The sequence below is a fragment of the Pseudomonas sp. ASL4 genome (genome assembly GCF_056680395.1).
In genome coordinates, this window is the sequence record NZ_CM155280.1 from 5233076 (window position 1) to 5251789 (window position 18714).

The 18714-nt window shown below is 59.6% G+C and carries 20 protein-coding genes; 8 read left to right on the forward strand and 12 right to left on the reverse strand.

The annotated features are described in order from the left end of the window. Positions 1-67: 67 nt before the first annotated feature. Positions 68-1039, forward strand: a complete 972-nt coding sequence (locus AC1MEW_RS23610) for an IS110 family RNA-guided transposase (RefSeq protein ID WP_480423023.1) — start codon at positions 68-70, stop codon at positions 1037-1039. A gap of 70 nt (positions 1040-1109) precedes the next feature. Here AC1MEW_RS23610 and AC1MEW_RS23615 read toward each other — a convergent pair whose 3' ends face one another. The 3 genes from AC1MEW_RS23615 to AC1MEW_RS23625 form a co-directional block, all read right to left on the reverse strand. Beyond that, positions 1110-1268 carry a hypothetical protein gene (locus AC1MEW_RS23615; RefSeq protein WP_201257488.1) on the reverse strand — a complete coding sequence of 53 codons (159 nt, stop codon included), beginning with the start codon at positions 1266-1268 and terminating at the stop codon, positions 1110-1112. Between the two features lie 66 nt (positions 1269-1334). Then, complete coding sequence (locus tag AC1MEW_RS23620; protein ID WP_177333631.1) at positions 1335-1646, reverse strand: AzlD domain-containing protein; 312 nt, start codon at positions 1644-1646, stop codon at positions 1335-1337. Next, the gene (locus AC1MEW_RS23625) at positions 1646-2344 is read right to left on the reverse strand and encodes an AzlC family ABC transporter permease (RefSeq protein WP_201202932.1); all 699 of its coding nucleotides are present in this window, start codon (positions 2342-2344) and stop codon (positions 1646-1648) included. The genes AC1MEW_RS23620 and AC1MEW_RS23625 overlap by 1 nt, the downstream gene beginning before the upstream one ends. Before the next feature lie 370 nt (positions 2345-2714). Here AC1MEW_RS23625 and AC1MEW_RS23630 point away from each other — a divergent pair, with 370 nt between their 5' ends. From AC1MEW_RS23630 to AC1MEW_RS23645, 4 genes are all read left to right on the forward strand, one after another. Continuing rightward, positions 2715-3650: a diguanylate cyclase gene (locus tag AC1MEW_RS23630; RefSeq protein ID WP_480423776.1), complete on the forward strand. Its 936-nt coding sequence runs from the start codon at positions 2715-2717 to the stop codon at positions 3648-3650. A gap of 295 nt (positions 3651-3945) precedes the next feature. After that, entirely contained in the window at positions 3946-4812 is an 867-nt protein-coding gene (gene dapA / locus AC1MEW_RS23635) for a 4-hydroxy-tetrahydrodipicolinate synthase (protein WP_201257490.1), read from the forward strand. 60 nt (positions 4813-4872) lie between these two features. Continuing rightward, a complete protein-coding gene (locus tag AC1MEW_RS23640) occupies positions 4873-5247 on the forward strand; it encodes a DUF2784 domain-containing protein (RefSeq protein ID WP_480423777.1) in 375 nt (124 codons plus the stop codon). A 198-nt stretch (positions 5248-5445) separates the two neighbouring features. Beyond that, positions 5446-6363 (forward strand): LysR family transcriptional regulator, encoded by a 918-nt coding sequence (locus AC1MEW_RS23645; RefSeq protein ID WP_480423778.1) that lies wholly within the window; start codon positions 5446-5448, stop codon positions 6361-6363. Between the two features lie 2 nt (positions 6364-6365). Here AC1MEW_RS23645 and AC1MEW_RS23650 read toward each other — a convergent pair whose 3' ends face one another. The 6 genes from AC1MEW_RS23650 to AC1MEW_RS23675 form a co-directional block, all read right to left on the reverse strand. Continuing rightward, positions 6366-7937 carry a sensor domain-containing diguanylate cyclase gene (locus AC1MEW_RS23650; protein ID WP_201257493.1) on the reverse strand — a complete coding sequence of 524 codons (1572 nt, stop codon included), beginning with the start codon at positions 7935-7937 and terminating at the stop codon, positions 6366-6368. Positions 7938-8096: 159 nt separating this feature from the next. Further along, positions 8097-8864 carry an ABC transporter ATP-binding protein gene (locus AC1MEW_RS23655; protein ID WP_201257494.1) on the reverse strand — a complete coding sequence of 256 codons (768 nt, stop codon included), beginning with the start codon at positions 8862-8864 and terminating at the stop codon, positions 8097-8099. 18 nt (positions 8865-8882) lie between these two features. Further along, complete coding sequence (locus AC1MEW_RS23660; protein ID WP_201257495.1) at positions 8883-9596, reverse strand: ABC transporter permease; 714 nt, start codon at positions 9594-9596, stop codon at positions 8883-8885. Then, positions 9593-10282 carry an ABC transporter permease gene (locus AC1MEW_RS23665; RefSeq protein WP_201257496.1) on the reverse strand — a complete coding sequence of 230 codons (690 nt, stop codon included), beginning with the start codon at positions 10280-10282 and terminating at the stop codon, positions 9593-9595. Before AC1MEW_RS23665 ends, AC1MEW_RS23660 begins: the two co-directional genes overlap by 4 nt. Before the next feature lie 92 nt (positions 10283-10374). Next, positions 10375-11163, reverse strand: coding sequence for an ABC transporter substrate-binding protein (locus tag AC1MEW_RS23670; protein WP_201257497.1), 789 nt, complete (start codon positions 11161-11163; stop codon positions 10375-10377). Positions 11164-11228: 65 nt separating this feature from the next. Further along, positions 11229-12398, reverse strand: coding sequence for a M20 aminoacylase family protein (locus AC1MEW_RS23675; RefSeq protein ID WP_480423781.1), 1170 nt, complete (start codon positions 12396-12398; stop codon positions 11229-11231). Between the two features lie 85 nt (positions 12399-12483). Between AC1MEW_RS23675 and AC1MEW_RS23680 the strand changes: the two genes are divergently transcribed. After that, complete coding sequence (locus AC1MEW_RS23680; protein ID WP_201257499.1) at positions 12484-13473, forward strand: LysR family transcriptional regulator; 990 nt, start codon at positions 12484-12486, stop codon at positions 13471-13473. 6 nt (positions 13474-13479) lie between these two features. Here AC1MEW_RS23680 and AC1MEW_RS23685 read toward each other — a convergent pair whose 3' ends face one another. Beyond that, a complete protein-coding gene (locus AC1MEW_RS23685; RefSeq protein WP_201257500.1) occupies positions 13480-14007 on the reverse strand; it encodes a DUF3087 domain-containing protein in 528 nt (175 codons plus the stop codon). Between the two features lie 217 nt (positions 14008-14224). Between AC1MEW_RS23685 and ppnN the strand changes: the two genes are divergently transcribed. Next, the gene (gene ppnN / locus AC1MEW_RS23690; RefSeq protein ID WP_201257501.1) at positions 14225-15598 is read left to right on the forward strand and encodes a nucleotide 5'-monophosphate nucleosidase PpnN; all 1374 of its coding nucleotides are present in this window, start codon (positions 14225-14227) and stop codon (positions 15596-15598) included. Positions 15599-15836: 238 nt separating this feature from the next. Beyond that, positions 15837-16277, forward strand: a complete 441-nt coding sequence (locus AC1MEW_RS23695; RefSeq protein ID WP_201257502.1) for an NUDIX hydrolase — start codon at positions 15837-15839, stop codon at positions 16275-16277. A 139-nt stretch (positions 16278-16416) separates the two neighbouring features. On the opposite strand, the gene AC1MEW_RS23700 is transcribed toward AC1MEW_RS23695, so the two are convergent. Both AC1MEW_RS23700 and AC1MEW_RS23705 read right to left on the reverse strand, forming a co-directional pair. Further along, positions 16417-17088, reverse strand: coding sequence for an NAD(P)H-binding protein (locus tag AC1MEW_RS23700; protein ID WP_322268234.1), 672 nt, complete (start codon positions 17086-17088; stop codon positions 16417-16419). Positions 17089-17269: 181 nt separating this feature from the next. Then, on the reverse strand, positions 17270-18706 hold the full coding sequence (locus tag AC1MEW_RS23705; RefSeq protein WP_480423782.1) for an FAD/NAD(P)-binding protein: 1437 nt from the start codon (positions 18704-18706) through the stop codon (positions 17270-17272). Positions 18707-18714 lie beyond the last annotated feature (8 nt).

An 18714-nucleotide genomic window follows, 5' to 3' on the forward strand; every position in this document is an offset into this window, starting at 1 on the left:
GAGCCCGCATTCGCAAGGTCGGACAGAGTGCAGTGATGATCGCAATTGATCTGATTGGGAGAGTGTTATGTCCAGTTTCGTCGGCGTCGATGTCGCTAAAAACACCTTTGATATCGCTACACATCTGCCAAATGGCAAGCATAAAACCAAGGCCAAACTGGCTAACAATTCCAAGGGTTTCAAAGAGTTTGAAGTTTGGTTGCAGAAGCAGGCCGAGCCTTCGACCCTGATCGTGATGGAAGCGACCAGTGTCTATCATCTGGAGCTCGCCGAGTTCGTCTACAACAAGGGTTATCGGGTCTGCGTGGTGAATCCGGCCACGACTCACGCGTATGCGGGCAGCGAGTTACGTCGGATCAAAACCGACAAGAGTGATGCCAAGCTGATCGCCGACTTCGCTAAAGAAAAAAATGAAAAGCTCAAGCTTTGGGCTCCGGAACCGCTGAAGTTCCGCCAACTGAAGGCCATGGTTCGTCGCCTGGATGACCTTCAAGAGATGGAGCAAATGGAGCGTAATCGTCTGGACGTGTCCGACGAAAAGGTCAAAGAGTCGATCAACTCGGTGATTGGCCACATCGAAAAAGAAATCGTTGAAACCCACAAGGCGATCAAAAAACATATCGATGACGACCCCGACATGCGCCAGATGCGCGACTTGGTCGTGACCATCGACGGCATTGGCGAGAAAACGCTTGAGCGGTTGCTGGCTGAGCTGGGCGACCTGCGCAAGTACGACGACCCTCGAAAACTTGTCGCGGCTGCTGGCCTGAATCCAGAACTCCAGGAATCAGGGCTCCTCAAGGGCCGCAGCCCGATCTCGAAGATCGGCTCAGCGCGCTTGCGCGCAGGCCTATACATGCCGGGCTTGGTCGCGTTGCAACACAACAAAGCAATAATCGCCATGAAAGATCGCCTGAAGGCCAACGGCAAGGCCCCCAAGCAGATCATCTGTGCTGCCATGCGCAAGCTGCTGCATTACGTTTACGCAGTGCTCAAATCGGGCCAGCCATATGACCCTGAATTTGCGCTTGCTCGGTGAGATTCAAGACGGTATCTACATAGGAACACAATCCCCTGTAGGAGCTGCCGAAGGCTGCGATCTTTTGACTTTAAGGTTTAAGCGGAATTTCTACGTCGAGATCTGACAGCTCTTTACCATCGTCAGGATGCTTCCAGTCCGGCATCGAGCGTCTCTGGCGCTCAATTTCTTCTTCACTCGGTTCATCCGTGTCTTCATCCAGGTCCGGCTGCTTGGGTTCAGTTGCCATGTCCACCTCTCTTCCTGAAGCGATCAACTACCAGCTTTAAGCGTAGAACAGATTCACCCGCCCGACTCAAAGCCACCAGCGCAGCAAAAAGAAGAACCCCATGCTCAACAGCATGCTGAGCAGCGTATTACGGGTGTAAAGCACCAATCCTACGGCCACCAGCGAGCTGAGCAGATAAGGGTTGTCCCACTGCAGGTTCAGTTGTTTGTCCGGCATAAACACAATCGGCCCGCAGATGGCCGTGAGCATGCCCGGCACCGCAAAACCGAGAAACTGCCGCGCATTGCTGCTCAACCGCACCGGCAATCGGGGCTCAAGAAACACGTAGCGGTTCAGAAACACCAAAACACCCATGCCGATAATCACTGCCCAGACGATCATGTGCGCTCCCGGGAAAACTTGTTGCAGATAAACCCGGCGGTCATGCCCGCCAACCCTGACAACACCAGGGCCGAGCCCCATTGCCAATAGCTGAACAGCACCGAACAGAACAGCGACACCGCCACACAGACCACCGTCGGCACGTTACGCACCACGGGTGTAATCAGGGCGATAAAGGTCGCCGCGATGGAGAAATCCAGCCCCAGATGTTCCAGGCCCGGGATGCTGCTGCCGAGCACGATGCCGGCCAGGGTGAAGAGGTTCCAGGCGATGTAGAACGTCAGCCCCACGCCCAAGGCGTACCAGCGGTTGAACTGCTGTTTGTCGTGTTGACTGGTCAGGGCGAACAACTCGTCGGTGAGCAAAAAGCCCAACCCCACCCGCCAGCGACCCGGCAACGGTGAAATCACCGAACGCATGCTCATCCCGTACAGCAAATGCTGGGAGGTCAGCAGCAGCGTGGTCAGCAGGATTGAAAAGACCCCGGCCCCGCCCTTGAGCATGCCGATCGCCACCAGTTGCGCGGCACCGGCAAACACGATGCTCGACAAACCTTGACCTTGCAGGGGCGTCAGGTTGGCCTCGATGGCCATGGAACCGGCCAACAGCCCCCAGGGCGCGGTGGCCAGGGACAGCGGCATGATCGCCGCCGCCCCCCGCAGAAAGGCACTGCGCGGCATGAGTGAATTCGACATAACGCTCTACAACCCGTGGAAGGACCAACGACTGTGCCAGCAGACGGCGCCGAAGGCTTGAACAATCTTGCGCACTTTCAAGGAACGCACGTTGCCAACTGCCAGTCAGTTAAGAGATGGAATTGGCGATGAGTCATCTGTGGCGAGGGAGCTTGCTCCCGTTGGACTGCGTAGCAGTCCCCTGCTTTTTAGGGATAAGCAGGGGCCGCTTCGCAGCCCAGCGGGAGCAAGCTCCCTCGCCACAGGTTCGGTGCCAGACTTAACTGATCGGCATTACTCACGTTGCGCTGCCTTTCATCGGCTGCCGGCTTGCTTCGCCACGGCAGTATCAACATGATGGCGCTGCATTTCTCCTTGAGGCCGGCCCTTTATGAGTTCCGTCGACACCGACAGCGATGTCTACAAAACCCTGCTTGAGTCGACCAAGGCGATTCCTTGGCGGATCGACTGGAAAACCATGACGTTCAGCTACATCGGCCCGCAAATCGAAAGCTTGCTCGGCTGGAAGCAGGACAGTTGGACCTCGGTCAATGACTGGGTCGAGCGCATGCACCCGGATGACCGCGACTACGTCGTGGACTTCTGCGTGTCGCAATCCCGGGCCGGCGTCGATCATGAGGCCGACTATCGTGCGTTGACCGAAAACGGCGACTACGTGTGGATTCGCGATGTGGTGCACGTGGTGCGCAAGGACGGTGAAGTGGAGGCGCTGGTGGGCTTCATGTTCGATATCAGCGAGCGCAAGAAAACCGAAGAACACCTGATTCGCCTGCAGAAGCAGCTCGAAGAATATTCGTTCCAGGACGGCCTCACCGGCATCGCCAACCGGCGCATGTTCGACACCGTGCTGGAACGCGAATGGAGCAATGCCCAGCGCACCGGATTGCCGCTGTCGTTGCTGATTATGGATATCGACTACTTCAAGCAGTACAACGATCACTACGGCCACATTCAGGGTGACGAATGCCTGCGGCGCGTGGCGCAAACCTTGTCCCGGGCCGCTAACCGGCCACGGGATTTCATCGCTCGGATCGGCGGCGAAGAGTTCGTCTGGCTGCTGCCGGAATCCGATGCCGAGTCCGCCAGGCTGGTGGCGCGCAAATGCCTGCACTTGATTCGCCAGCAGCAAATTCCCCATGAGTTGTCGACGGTTTCAGCGCTGGTGACCCTGAGTCTGGGCGTTGGCACCACCGTCGTACACCTGGGCGATAGCGCAGTGAACTTCGTCGAACAGGTCGACAAATTGCTTTACCGGGCCAAGCACAATGGGCGGATGCGCGCCGAGTTCGGCGATTTCCGTGATTAAAAGCGCGGTTGACAAACACATCGGCGCCTTTTAAAACTGAGCGCCTCATTCAGGGTGTCAGCAACATGTCCGCAACCTTCAACCTCAACACCGTCGTCATTGGCTTGATTGCCAAGGCGCAAGGTTGCGTTGCGAACACCCTCAAATCGAAGAAACAGTCGCTCATGTGACCGGGGCGCGCTGTCCCGTCAGATGAGCTGACAGGACATTGAGCGCGACGGGCACCCTTCCCTTGCTTACTTTCCTTCTACGCTTCTGACGGTGACGAAATCGGTCAACCTTCAGGAGAACGTACATGTCATCGTTTCAAGGTATCTGGGTCCCAATCGTCACGCCGTTTCACCACGGCGCCATCGACTTCGTCGGGTTGCGGCGGCTGGTCAGCCATCTGCTGGAAAACGGCGTGGATGGCATTGTGGTCTGCGGCACCACCGGGGAAGCCGCGGCGCTGGGCAAACATGAGCAACTGGCGGTGCTCGACGCCGTGCTTGAGTTGGTGCCGGCCGAGCAGGTGGTCATGGGCCTGGCCGGCAATAACCTGACCGAGTTGCTGCAGTTCCAGAGCGAAATCCTGAAACGGCCCCTGGCAGGCCTGCTTGTGCCGCCGCCGTACTACATCCGTCCGTCCCAGGCCGGCCTCGAAGCCTTTTTCAAGACTGTCGCCGACGCTTCCAGCGTGCCGATCATTCTCTACGACATCCCCTACCGTACCGGCGTGGCGTTCGAGCAAGCGACCTTGCTCAACATCGTCAGCCACGAGCGGATCGTTGCGATCAAGGATTGTGGCGGCAATCACGCTACAACCCTCGCACTGCTGGCCAGTGGCACGGTTGACGTACTGTGCGGCGAAGATCCGCAAATTTTCAACGCCTTGTGCCTCGGAGCCAAAGGTGCGATTGCCGCATCGGCCCATGTGCATCCCGAGCTGTTTGTGGCGCTGTACCGACAGATTCGCGACAACCAGCTCGCGACGGGGCGAACGACGTTCTTCCGGTTACTGCCACTGATCCAAAGCCTGTTCATCGAACCTAATCCCGCCCCGGTCAAAACCGCCCTGGCCCTGCAAGGCTTGATCGACGACGAACTGCGCGCGCCGATGCAGCGCAGTGGCGAAAACACTGTGGCGCGCTTGAAAGACGTACTGGGCGCATTGAATCGATAGAGCGCAGGCCACCAGCCCGAGTAACATGCAGCGATTCACTTAAAGAGTCAGGGAGCCGACATGCTTTACCGAATCGCCGCCGACGGGCTGGTGCTGTTTCACCTGTTGTTCATTCTGTTCGTGCTGTTTGGCGGGCTGCTGATGCTCAAATGGCGCCACCTGATCTGGTGGCACCTGCCCGCCGCCGCGTGGGGTGTGATCGTGGAAGTCTTTCACCTGACCTGCCCGCTGACCTATTGGGAAAACCTGATGCGCGAAGCCGCCGGGCAAACCGTGTATGGCGGCGGTTTCGTCGAGCATTACGTTTTGCCGGTCATTTACCCGGCCGGACTGACACCGACGATTCAACTGGGGCTGGGTAGCGTGGTGCTGGCGGTTAACCTGGTGGTCTATGTTCGGTTGATCCGGATGTGGAAGTTGCGTCGGGCAGCGTAAGGCTCGGCTGACACAAAACCTGTGGCTAAGGGGCTTACTGTGGCGAGGGGGCTTGCCCCCGTTGGGCGGCGAAGCGGCCCCCCCCGCATTCTGTCAGACACACCGAGTTGGCCGGATTACGACTGCTTCGCAGCCGAACGGGGCCAAGCCCCCTCGCCACAGGTTCGGTGTCGCATTTGACTGTCGAGGATCTGAAACATGCTGTCGATTGAAGACCTGGCATTGCTGCAAGCCATCCGCGAAACCGGCAGCCTGTCGCGCGCCGCCGCCCATTTGGGCAAGGCGCCTTCCACCGTTTCCTACGCCGCGCGCCAACTGGAAGAACGCTTCGACGCCTTGCTGTTCGACCGCCGCCGCTACCGCCTGCAACTCACCGCCGCTGGCGAGTTGCTGGTAAACGAGGCCGCGCGGCTGATGCAGGACGTCTCCCGGCTGACTCAGCGCGTGCAACAAGTGGCCAACGGCTGGGAGAGCCGGTTATGGATCGTCACTGACGAATTGCTGGAATTCGACACCTTGATCCCGGTGATTCACGAGTTCGACGCGCTGGAATCCGGAGTGCCGCTGCGCATCACTCAGGAGGTGCTCAAAGGGGTCTGGGAAGCCCTGCGTGAAGGTCGCGCAGACCTGATCATCGGCGCCACCAACGAACCACCCGCCATCCCTTCATTGCGCTGGATGCAGTTGGGGGAAATGGAATGGGTGTTCGCCGTCTCGCCGAAACATCCGCTGGCCAAGGCCAAAGAACCCATCTCCCGAACACTGGTGACACAGCACCGGGCGATTGTCGTCGCCGACTCTTCCCGTGCCACCGAAGGCAGCACCTACGGTGTTTCCGGCGGGCAACCAGTGCTCGCCGTGCCAACCATGCGCGCCAAGATCCTCGCCCAATGCGACGGCTTGGGCGTGGGCTGGTTACCCCGGCATCGGGTCGGCTCTTTGCTGAAAAACGGCTCGCTGGTGGAAAAGCAGATGGCCGACCCGCGCGAGCCGAACATCCTCTATGCCGGCTGGCGCGGCGACCATGACGGTCGTGCCCTTGGCTGGTGGCTGGAGAAACTCAAGCAAACCTGGCTGGCGACCCAACTCGTCCAGGGCAGCGACCGCTTTATCTGAATTCAGTTGGCGATGACGCTCATGTTCCGGCCACTGGCCTTGGCCACGTACAACGCCTTGTCGGCGGCGCCGATCAAATCGTCGGAGGTGGCTTGCGATGCCGGGTCGTAGGCGCAGACACCCAGGCTGACCGTCACCGTCCCTTCGGCACTGTCAGTGTGCTTGATACCCGCCAGTTGAACCGCACGACGGATTTTTTCCGCCACCAGGAAAGCCCCGACATAGTCGGTGCCGGGCAGCACCACCGCAAATTCTTCACCGCCATAACGCGCCGCCAAGTCTCCGGGGCGCTTGATGTTGTCTTTGATGATGACGCTGATATTGCGCAAACACTCATCACCGGCCAAATGCCCGTAGAGATCGTTGAACAGCTTGAAGTGATCGACATCGATCATCAGCAGCGCAAGACCGGTCTGGCTGCGCCGGGAGCGGCCCATTTCCGCCACCATGAACAAATCGAACTGACGCCGATTGGACAGCCCGGTCAGCGCATCTTCGAGGGCCAGCAGTTCCAGACTGCGGTTAACTTCGATGAGCTTTTCCTGGGCCCCCAGCAGTTCGCTTTGAATGTGGTTCTGCTGCTTCATGACCCGAATGAGCCGATAACCGAGCGCACCAAGGAACGCCAGCAGCAGTGACACGATAATCGCACTGTTCGTGGATTCCTGACGCCAGCCGTTCAGCACTTCCTCCTTGTTGATGGCTGCGGAGACGATCAGCGGATAACCACTCACCCGTCGAAATCCGAACACCCGCTCAACGCCATCGATCACCGACTTGAACGTTGCAGTCCCCGAACTGGCAACGGGTAGAAACTGGGTAAACAACGGCCCATTGGCAACGCTGGTGCCGACGTCGGCTTCCTTGAAGGGCCGACGAACAACGATGGTGCCGTTGTCCGCAATCAGATTGATCGCGCCGTTGTTACCCAGCTCGATACTGTCGTACAGCGCGAGGAAATGATTGAGATAAATCGTTGCCAACGCCACACCGGCGAAGCTGCCGTCGGAATGATTGATCCTTCTCGACACCGTCATGATCCACTCACCGGTCGAACGACTTTTTATCGACGGGCCGATATGCGGGCCACGGTCGGTATGGTCACGATGGAAGATGAAGTACTCACGGTCAGCATTATTGGCATCTGGCACAACGGCGCCGTTGGAGTTGACGAGCCAACGCCCGTTTTCGTCGTAGATAAACAAACCATGGAGCTGGGACAGCTCGCTGCGTTGCGCACTGAGCAAACTTTGCATTCGGGTATACGGCGCCTGACCCATCCCGTCCTTTTCGACGCGATCGACCAGGGTAAACAGCAACGTGTCGGCCTGTTTGATCGTTGACTGCGCCTGGGACGCGAGGGTTTGGGCGAGGTTGGACATCGCCACTTCCTGGTCATGCAGGTGGTACTCACGCGAATTCCAGCCTTCCCAAATCGCAATGGCGGACATGGACAGGCACACCGCGACCAGCAAAACCACGGCATAACGAACCTTGAGCTTGGCCTCGATTTGCTCGGCCAGAAAGGACGGCTGAAGGCTTTCAATACGCACTTTGACTGACGGATGTCCCATGACGCTCCCTGAACCTTATGACGTGGCGAATCTTCCCGTTCGCCCGTTGAGTACCGTCTAGCGGCGCTTCGTACTCCGCCCACTATGAGGCATCAACCGTCAGACAGGTTAGCCCGAAAAAACGCGGTCGTCGGCCTGATCAACCTGTTCAGCCCCGCATTACTTGAGGCTCCCGCTCAAAAACTGCTGCAACCGCTCGCTGCGGGGCTGTTCCAGCACCGTGCCTGGCGCCCCCTCTTCCTCCACCCGCCCCTGATGCAGAAACATAACGTGGTTCGACACCTGCCTGGCAAAGGCCATCTCATGGGTGACGACCACCATCGTCCGGCCCTCCTCGGCCAGTTGCTGCATGACCTTGAGCACCTCGCCGACCAATTCCGGATCCAGGGCGGAGGTTGGTTCATCGAACAACATCACCTGGGGCTCCATGGCCAGCGCGCGGGCGATAGCGACGCGCTGCTGCTGGCCACCGGACAGATGGACCGGATACTGGCCCTCAACCTTGGCGGGCAGACCGACCTTGGCGAGGTAATGGCGCGCACGCTCCAACGCTTGCGAGCGACCGAGACCCAGCACGCTCATCGGGCACTCGATGAGGTTTTCCAGCACCGTCATGTGGCTCCACAGATTGAAGTGCTGAAACACCATCGATAGCTGGCTGCGCACGACCTGCAACTGCCGCGGATCGACCGCACACAAGTCGCCCCTTGAGTTTTTACGGGTCAGCAGCTCTTGGGAATTGACGATAATCCGCCCGGCCGACGGTTGCTCCAGATGATTGATACAGCGCAAGAAAGTACTTTTCCCGGACCCGGAGGAACCGATAAGGCTGATCACATCACCCGCCTTGGCCTTGAGCGAAACACCTTTGAGCACTTCGTGGCTGCCGTAGTTTTTATGGACATCTTCAACGATCAATTTATACATTCGAGCAAGTCCGATGGGTCAATGCGTGCGTGGGTTGAGATAGGCCAGCCAATGCAGTTCGCCGCGCCGGAACAGCCAGATCAGGAAAAATGCGCTGGCGGCATACAGCACTCCGGCAATGCCAAACGCGCTGAACGAGGCGTAGGTTGCCGAATTGACGTCCCGGGCAATCTTCAGCAAATCGGGCACCGTGGCGGTAAACGCCACCGAGGTGGAATGCAGCATCAGAATCACTTCATTGCTGAAAAACGGTAGAGCCCGGCGTAACGCCGACGGCAGTATGATTCGGCGATAGAGGGTGAACCGGCTCATCCCATAGGCACTAGCGGCCTCGATTTCTCCGTGAGGAGTCGCCCTGATCGAGCCGGCAAAGATTTCGGTCATGTAGGCACAGGTATTGAGCCCGAACGCCAGCACCGTGCAGTTAAAGCCATCTCGGAAAAACGCGTTGAGAAAATCCTGGGACCGAACCACGTGCAGGCTGTACACCCCGGTGTAGAAGAACAGCAGCTGGATGTACAACGGGGTACCGCGAAACACGTAGGTGTAAAACCAGACCGGTAAACGGAGCAGCGGATTGCGGCTGACGCGGGCAATCGACAACGGCACCGCGAGCAGGAAGCCGCTCACCACCGCCAGAATCAGCAGCCACAAGGTCACCGCCAACCCGGAAAAGTGCGGCCCGTCACTCCACAGGTAAGCCTGCCAGTAGTCCTCGAAAATACCGGTCATAACGCAGCCTTCCTGACACCCACCGAGTAACGGTGCTCAAGCCACAGCAACACGCCGTTGGACAGCGTAGTGATGGCCAGGTAAATCAGGCCGCCCACCAACGTGAAATAAAAGAACTGCATGGAGCCCTTGCCCGCGTCCTGGGTAGCCTTGACCACATCGGTCAGGCCGATGATCGATACCAGCGCAGTCGACTTGATCAACACCTGCCAGTTATTGCCAATGCCCGGCAACGCATGACGCAGCATTTGCGGGAACAGCACCTTGCGAAAGGTTTTTCCCCGGCTCATGCCGTAAGCCCGCGCTGCTTCGAGCTGGCCAGCCGGCACGGCCTGGAAGGCGCCGCGAAATGTCTCGGTAAAGTAAGCCCCGTAAATAAAAGCCAGGGTCAGAACGCCGGCCAAAAACGGGTCGATGTCGATCTGACTGACGCCCAGCCAATCGGTCATACGGTTGAGCAGCATCTGCAGGCTGAAGAACAGCAGCAACATGATCACCAGGTCCGGCATGCTGCGGATCACCGTGGTGTAACCGGTGGCCAACGCCCGCAATAAACGGTTGGAGGACAACTTGGAACTGGCACCGAGCAGGCCTGCCAGGACCGCGATCAACAATGACCACAGCGCCAGTTTGATCGTGGCCAGTGTGCCCAGCAGGATTTGCGGGCCAAAGCCTTCCAGAAGCATTTCACTCTCCTTGTTCTTATTAGGTTGAGGTGAAGGGGATGCTGAAACAGAGCGGCCTGGTCGACCGCCCTGCCCATAGTCGCGAGGCGGCGTTATTTCGCGCCGTAGACGTCGAAGTCGAAGTACTTTTTGTTGATCCGCGCGTAAGTACCGTTAGCCAGAATGTTCGCCAGCGCCTTGTTCAGATCCTCGCGTAACTCGACATCGCTCTTGCGCAAGCCGATGCCGTCACCGACGCCGAAAAAGCCCGGATCATCCAGTGTCGCGCCGGAAAATTCATAGTCCTTGCCCGCCGTTGTACCCAGGAAGCCGTAACTGGCCTGAATGGCGCCCTGCAGCGAGGCATCGAGTCGTCCCACCACCAGGTCGGCGTACACCTGGTCCTGATTCTGATAGGACAGAACGTCCACACCCTTGGAACCCCAGACGGCTTTGGCATACGCCTCCTGGGTCGAGCCCTGCTCCACGCCAATACGTTTGCCCTTGAGCGATTCGAGGGTCGGCAACAAACCCGATCCTCGCTTGACCACCAGTCGTGCCGGCGCGTTGGAGACTTTGTCGGTAAACGCAATCTGCTCCAGGCGCTTGGGCGTCACGGTCATCGACGACGCCACCGCGTCGAACTTACGCGCCAGCAGCGCCGGGATCATCCCGTCCCAGCTGCTTTCAACCCAGACACAGCGGGCTTTGAGCTCCGCGCACAGCGCTTCGGCGATATCGACTCCGAAGCCGGTCAGCGTGCCGTCCTGGTTTTTGTATTCCAGCGGCGGGTACGTCGGGTCGACGCCCAGTTTCAGGACTTTGCCAGACCAGTCAGCCGCGCCGGCCAGGCTCGATGCCGTCAGGCAAACCAGTGAAACAGCCGCAATCATCTTGTTCATTTTTATTGTTCCTCTTCAGGCCGCAGACGATGTTTGTACAGATTGACGCTCGACAATCCGGCGTCTCAACTCAGAAAACTTTCGACCAGTTTGACCCAGTAACTCGCGCCAATTGGCAGGCAAGCATCATTGAAGTCATAGCCGGGGTTGTGCAGCAGGCAGCCGCTTTCGCCATCGCCATTGCCGATTACGAGGTAACTGCCGGGGCATTTCTCCAGGATGAAGGCAAAATCCTCACTCGCCGTAAAGGGCCGCAGGTTGTCGATCAGGTGCTCTTCGCCGAGCCACTCCCGGGCGACCTCTCGGGCAAACGCGGTGGGCTCGGGATGGTTGATCAACACCGGATGACAATGCTGATAATCGATCTCGGCCCGGGCACCGAAACTGGCGGCCTGACCGTTGACCAGCTCGGTAATTCTGACTTCGAGCAACTGGCGAATCTCGGGGGTCAATGCCCGTACGCTCAGGCTCATCTGTGCAGTGGACGGGATGACATTCGAGGCGCTTCCGGCATGGATGGAGCCCACCGTGATAATCGCCACGTCCTGCGGGTTGACGTTGCGCGAGACGATGCTTTGCAGCGCAATCACAATCGACGAGCAGACCACCACCGGGTCGACCGCTTTGTGCGGCACCGCGCCATGCCCTCCGTTGCCGATGATGTTGATCGTCACGGTGTCGGCAGACGCCATGAACGGTCCGCTGTAGAACCCCAAGTGCCCGGCGGGATAGCCCGGCACGTTATGCATGGCGAAGATCGCGTCACAGGGGAACCGTTCGAGCAGTCCGTCCTCGAGCATTTTCCTCGCGCCGCCCAGCCCTTCTTCAGCCGGTTGGAAAATCAGCTGCAACGTGCCGTTGAACGCCCGGGTCTGCGCCAGATGCCTGGCGGCGGCCAACAGGGTGGCCGTGTGACCGTCGTGGCCGCAGGCATGCATGACGCCATCGATGCGGCTGGCATAGGGCAAACCGGTGGTTTCCTGAATCGGTAGTGCATCCATGTCGGCGCGCAGGCCGATGGACCGGCCCTCGCCATTTTTCAGGGTGCCAACGACGCCGGTCTTGCCAACGCCGGTGCTGACCTGGAAGCCCCAACGCGCCAGACACTCAGCAACGCGCTCGCCGGTGGCGAACTCTTCAAAACCCAGTTCGGGATGCGCGTGAAGGCTGTGACGCAACGCGATCATTTCATCTTGCAGCGCTGCAATACCAGGCAGGACATGGCCGACATCCATTGTTGTTCCCCTTCGACAAGAGCTGAGCGGTTGATGGGGTGGATCTTAGGGAACAGGCTCTGGGCTGGGGAGACGCAGTTTGGTTATGATGACAACCATTAGTTGTCATCAGGGTGAGCAGATGAAACTGCATCAATTACAAGCGCTGATCGCCAGCGCCGAAACCGGCAGCATTCGTGCGGCCGCCCGTTCGCTGGAGATTTCCCAGGCCGCCGTGACCAAAGCGCTGCGAGAGCTGGAAACCAGCCAGCAACTACCGCTGTTCACCCGAACCGCCAGCGGCCTGAACTTCACCGAGTACGGCAAAGTGCTGCTGACCCACGCCCGACTGGTGATCAAGCAACTGGAACACGCGCAAACCGAGCTCGATCACATGCGTGGCAAGGCTCAGGGCCGGCTCTGTGTCGGGATCACGCCGTGGATCGCCCTGACGTTCCTGCCCGAAGTGGTCCTGGCTTTTCGCGAGCGCATGCCGCAAATCCGCCTGGAGTTGTTCGAAAGCCTGATGGCCGTGGCCCAGCCGCTGCTGCGCGATGGCAGCATGGACTTTGCAATCGGCCAGCTTCACCCGGCGCAATCAACCCAGGAGTTTGCCTGCGAAACACTGCTCGATTACCAGACGTCGGTGCTGGTCCGCCAGGGCCATGCCCGGCAGAACGCTCGATCGATCCATGAACTGCTGGAGGAAAACTGGACGCTGAACTACGCACCAGACGGACACGACGGGCTGATGCAGGAGTTGTTCTGGCAACACGGCGCGCAGATCGATGAGAACCGTATCGTCCGCGCCCACTCACTGGCGATCCTGCAGATGATGGTCGAGCGGGCCGACATGTGCACCTGGGGCCCGTCCATCGTCAGTATTGCCCCGCCCTTCCTCGGTCGAGTGGTTTCTCTGCCGCTGACTGAACAGTTCGAACCGCGACAGTTGAGCATCGTGACACGCCGCAACGGTGCACTGAGCAATCCGGCGCAGTGCTTCACCGATTGCCTGTTGCAGGTCATTCGGCGCCATGCCCGTTCGGCCAAAAAGGAAGACCTACAACTGTTTGAAACCCTGCGGCTGCGGGTTTGAAACGGGTCAGGCGGGGGTTTTCTTCAAGGCTTCGAGCCACGCCGGGTTCAGTTGCATTTGCTCGATGTCGAGACCTAACGCTTCCATCCGCTCCTTGTGTTTATCCATCTCGCGGATCAACTGGCTGTGATCGCTGGAGTTGCCGTCCAGTTCGTGCATCTGGTTCAACCCCAGATGGTAGAAGCGCAGCAGCTTCATGGCGTTCGGATCGTCCTTCTCCACCGCCGCCGTCACCTGGTGCATGACGTTGGTGACGCGCATCAGACTGCGCTTGAGCCGCCAGCCGTAGACGGCCGGGGCCATCCACGCCTGGTGCCAGAACTTGCCGCGCATCAGCGCCGCCATCAGCAGCACCGCGACAAACACGCCACCAACATTGAACCGCAGATTGTCACCGCCGGGCTCACCGAACAGCGCCACGGCCCCGGTCGACAACACCATCGCCAGCGCCAGGAAAATCAGGGCGATGATCACCGTGCTGCGCCGGGTCTGGCGTCGAAAGGTTTCGGCATTCATCGGCTGGATTTCGAACATCTTGGCTAGCGTCCTTGAGTCAGTGGGCAAAAAGCGTGCGGGGCATTATCGCCTCATCGCAGGATTTAGCTATGCTGGGGCTCCTTTTCATCTTTTCATCGTCAAAAGGAGAACATGGCGAGACACCGCAGTTCGTGCCATCTTCTTTCATGGATACATATTATTCGGATGCCAGTCGCTCCTCCTCTATGAATGGCATCGTTTTAAGGATCATTGAATGACCCAACGACAAGTAATCAACGCCTCGGTCAGCCCCAAAGGCAGCCTGGAAACCCTGTCCCAACGTGAAGTTCAGCAACTGAGCGAAGCCGGTTCCGGCAGCACCTACACCCTGTTCCGCCAGTGCGCCCTGGCCATCCTCAACACCGGCGCCCACGTTGATAACGCCAAAACCATCCTTGAAGCCTACAAGGACTTCGAAATCCGCATTCACCAGCAAGACCGTGGCGTACGCCTGGAACTGCTGAACGCTCCGGCCGACGCCTTCGTCGACGGCGAAATGATCGCCAGCACCCGTGAAATGCTGTTCAGCGCCCTGCGCGACATCGTCTACACCGAAAACGAACTGGACGCCCAGCGCATCGACCTGAGCACCTCCCAGGGTATCAGCGACTACGTCTTCCACCTGCTGCGCAACGCCCGCACCCTGCGCCCTGGCGTCGAGCCGAAGATCGTCGTGTGCTGGGGCGGCCACTCGATCAACACCGAAGAATACAAATACACTAAGAAAGTCGGCCACGAACTGGGCCTGCGCAGCCTGGACATTTGCACCGGTTGCGGCCCTGGCGTGATGAAAGGCCCGATGAAAGGCGCGACCATTGCCCACGCCAAGCAGCGCATCCACGGCGGCCGCTACCTCGGCCTGACCGAGCCGGGGATCATCGCCGCCGAAGCGCCAAACCCGATCGTCAACGAACTGGTGATCCTGCCAGACATCGAAAAACGCCTGGAAGCCTTCGTCCGCGTCGGCCACGGCATCATCATCTTCCCGGGCGGCGCCGGTACTGCCGAAGAATTCCTGTACCTGCTGGGCATCCTGATGCACCCGGACAATGAAGGCCTGCCCTTCCCGGTCGTCCTCACCGGACCGAAACATGCGGCACCGTACCTGGAACAACTGGACGCGTTCGTCGGCGCCACCCTGGGTGAAGCCGCCAAGCAGCACTACACGATCATCATCGACGACCCGGCCGAAGTGGCGCGGCAGATGACCGCTGGCCTGAAAGAGGTCAAGCAGTTCCGCCGCGAGCGCAACGACGCCTTCCATTTCAACTGGTTGCTGAAAATCGACGAGGGCTTCCAGCGCCCGTTCGATCCGACCCACGAAAACATGGCCAGCCTGCAACTGAGCCGTAAACTGCCGGCCCACGAACTCGCCGCCAACCTGCGTCGGGCGTTCTCCGGCATCGTTGCCGGCAACGTCAAGGACAAGGGCATCCGCCTGATCGAAGAGCACGGGCCGTACCAGATCCGTGGCGATGCGGCGGTGATGCAACCGCTGGATCAGTTGCTCAAGGCCTTCGTGGCCCAGCACCGCATGAAACTGCCGGGTGGCGCGGCCTATGTGCCGTGTTATCAAGTGGTTGCGTAATAACGTTAAAGTGAATGCTGTCGCTGGGTGAGGACAGCATTCTTGGGTTTACTCGAAACCTGTGGCGAGGGAGCTTGCTCCCGCTGGGCTGCGCAGCAGCCCTAAAACCAATCTCTGGTTCCTCTCTGATAGACCGCAGAGCCGGAATTGGGGTCGCTCCGCAACCCAACGGGGGCAAGCCCCCTCGCCACAATCTTTCTATGCCCGCCAGACACTTTCTATGGACAGAGAATCAACAATGCGCCAACGCAACGCCGCCAGACTCCTCGTCATCAACCCCGTCAATCAAGTCCTGTTGTTTCGCTTCCAGCACAAGGGCGATGCCCTCGATGGTCGCGACTATTGGGCAACACCCGGTGGTGGTGTTGAGGATGGTGAAACCTTCGAAGCTGCAGCGATTCGTGAACTGCGTGAAGAAACCGGCTTGCAAGTCGACAGCGTGGGCGCTTGCGTGGGTGAACGGCATTTTTCGATGATGTTGCCCAGCGGTGAAAAGGTCTTGTCCGTGGAACGCTATTTTGTGGTTCGCGCCGACGGCGAACTGCTGTCCCGCGACGGCTGGACGGTCGACGAAGCTCGGGTAATGACCGAGCACAAGTGGTGGTCCGTGACCGAACTGCAAGCAACCCGCGAAACGGTGTGGCCAGAGCGTTTGATCGAAATGCTCAGTAACGCCTGACCTGGCTCGATAAAACACCACAAACCCCCTGTGGGAGCGGGCTTGCTCGCGAAGAGGCCGTCACATCCAACATCACTGCTGCCTGATACACCGCTATCGCGAGCAGGCTCGCTTCCACAGGAGTTCGGCGCCCAGTTCACTAACCCCTGAGCGCCGCAGCCTGAATATCCGCCGCTTCCATCACAGCAGTCGTATAACCCTTTCTGACAACCCCCAACATCGCCTGCCCAACCGAAACGGTAGTCAGCACATGCCGCGGAAATAGCCGTCTCAAAAGCGGCAACAACGGCCCCATCACGATGTAAGTCCAGCGATACGCCGAAGTCTTGGAGACCGCACCATTCAACGGCTGGATCACCCCCGGTCGAAACAGGTAAACCGCTTTGAACGGCAAGCGCTGCAAGGCGTTCTCGGTACGCCCCTTGACCCGCGCCCACATGCTTTTGCCCTTTTCAGAACTGTCAGTGCCAGCACCCGAGACGTACACAAAGGTCATGTTCGGATTGAGCCGCGCCAACCCCTCGGCCACTGCCAGGGTCAGGTCATAGGTGAGGCGCGAATACTGCGCTTCATCCATGCCGGACGATGAAACGCCCAGGCAGAAAAAGCAGGCGTCGAAGCCTTGCAGTTGCGTTTCGACCGCACCTAGCCGGGTCAAGTCCGGCACCACCAGCGATTGCAGCTTGGGGTCCGTCGTCTCGACCGCCGTTCGGCCGACGACGACCACCTGCTCGACATCCGCCGCGAGCAGGCTTTCGCGCAGTACGCCTTGGCCGACCATGCCGGTGGCGCCGAAGATCAGTGCTTTCATGGCGTTTCGATTCCTGACACGTTAAGAAAAAATAAAAGGCCGAGATCAACCTGTGGCGAGGGAGCTTGCTCCCGCTGGACTGCTCAGCAGTCCTCTGCTTTTCAGGTAAAGCAAGAGCCGCTTCGCGCCTCAGCGGGAGCAAGCTCCCTCGCCACAGGTTTCTTTATCGGCTCACGCTTCCTTATTTGCGGACATCCGCCAGATGCGCCGCCAAGGCCTTTGCCTGGCTCACCACGTCCGTCACCGCCGTACTCTCCCACCACATGCCACGCAACGGCGGGCCCATGGCAAATAACCGTTGGGCAACCCGCCCTTCGGCGTCCAGCACCGCGCCATCCACCGCCGCCGCAATCCCCAGCGCCAACGGCCCTGGCCGGATCAGCCCACGGGCCAGCAACTGTTGCGGCAGCGGTCGGGCGACCCGGCGCCAGTCGTATTCGATGCCGCTGGAGTTGATCAACGCCGCGCCGCTGGCGACCACCGTTTCAGTCTCGCCACGCCGCCGGATCCGGATGCGCACTTCACCGCCCACAACAGGCTCCAGGCCTTTGAACGATGCGGCGTGAATCCGCAGCCGCCCTTCCTCGTGCAAGCGCTCCACCAACTCGGCACTCAGTGGTGGCGAGCGGTGGTGATGACTCTCCCACCACGGCCGCACGTGCCGTACGAATTGCCGACGCTGCACGTCCGTCGCCTGACTCCACAACCGGCCGATGTGTGCGCGCACGGTGTCGAGCGGTGATTGCCAGTCGATGCCTTGGGCAATGGCGTCCTTGCAATGCCTGCGCAGCTCGCGCACCAGTTGACGCGGTGTACGAATGCTGTGGTCCTCGGCGAGAAAATCCACCCAGGCCGGTGGTTGCCGCCGCACATGCGGCAGCAACCCATGCCGGGAGAACACTTCAATCGGCCCGCGATGCCCGGCCTGTTCCAGCGACACCAGCGCATCGACCATGGTCAGGCCCGAGCCGATGATCAGCACCGTAGAGTGCGGGTCGAGCTGCCGCATGGCGGCGACGTCCCACGGATCAAGCGCTGCCGCGTTCAAACCGCTGGACTCGGTCTGCGGCGTGCGGGCGGCGGGGAACATCCCCGTGGCCAGTACCGCAAAAGCCCCCTGCAAGCGTTGACCGTCGCTCAGGGTCAGCCGTACTGAATCATCGAAGGTTTGCAGGTCAACCACTTCAGCCCGCACATGCTCGACACTCGAACCGTTCAACGCCCCAACTGCTTTCGCTTCGGCCAGCCGTTGCTGCACGTACAGGCCGAAAAGCCCCCGCGGCGCAAACAACTCACTGACCGGCACATGCTGCTGGTCCGACTCCGGCCAACCACCGGCCGCGATGTATTCGGTCAGCCATTGGGTCAGGTCATCGGCGTTGTCCGGGTCGACGCTCATCCTCGCCGCGTTGCCGTTCAACGTATGGCCCAACTCGACTGCGCTGTAGGCCTCGCCCCGGCCGAGTTCGGCGCGGGGTTCAATCACCAGCACTGAACGCTGGCCGGGTAAACGCAGTAACTGCGCCGCCAGCATCGCGCCGCTGAGGCCTCCGCCGATGATCAGGATGTCTGCGTGGCGGATGGCGTCGGTCGCCTGTCCGCTGGAGGTTTGATTCATGGCGTTCT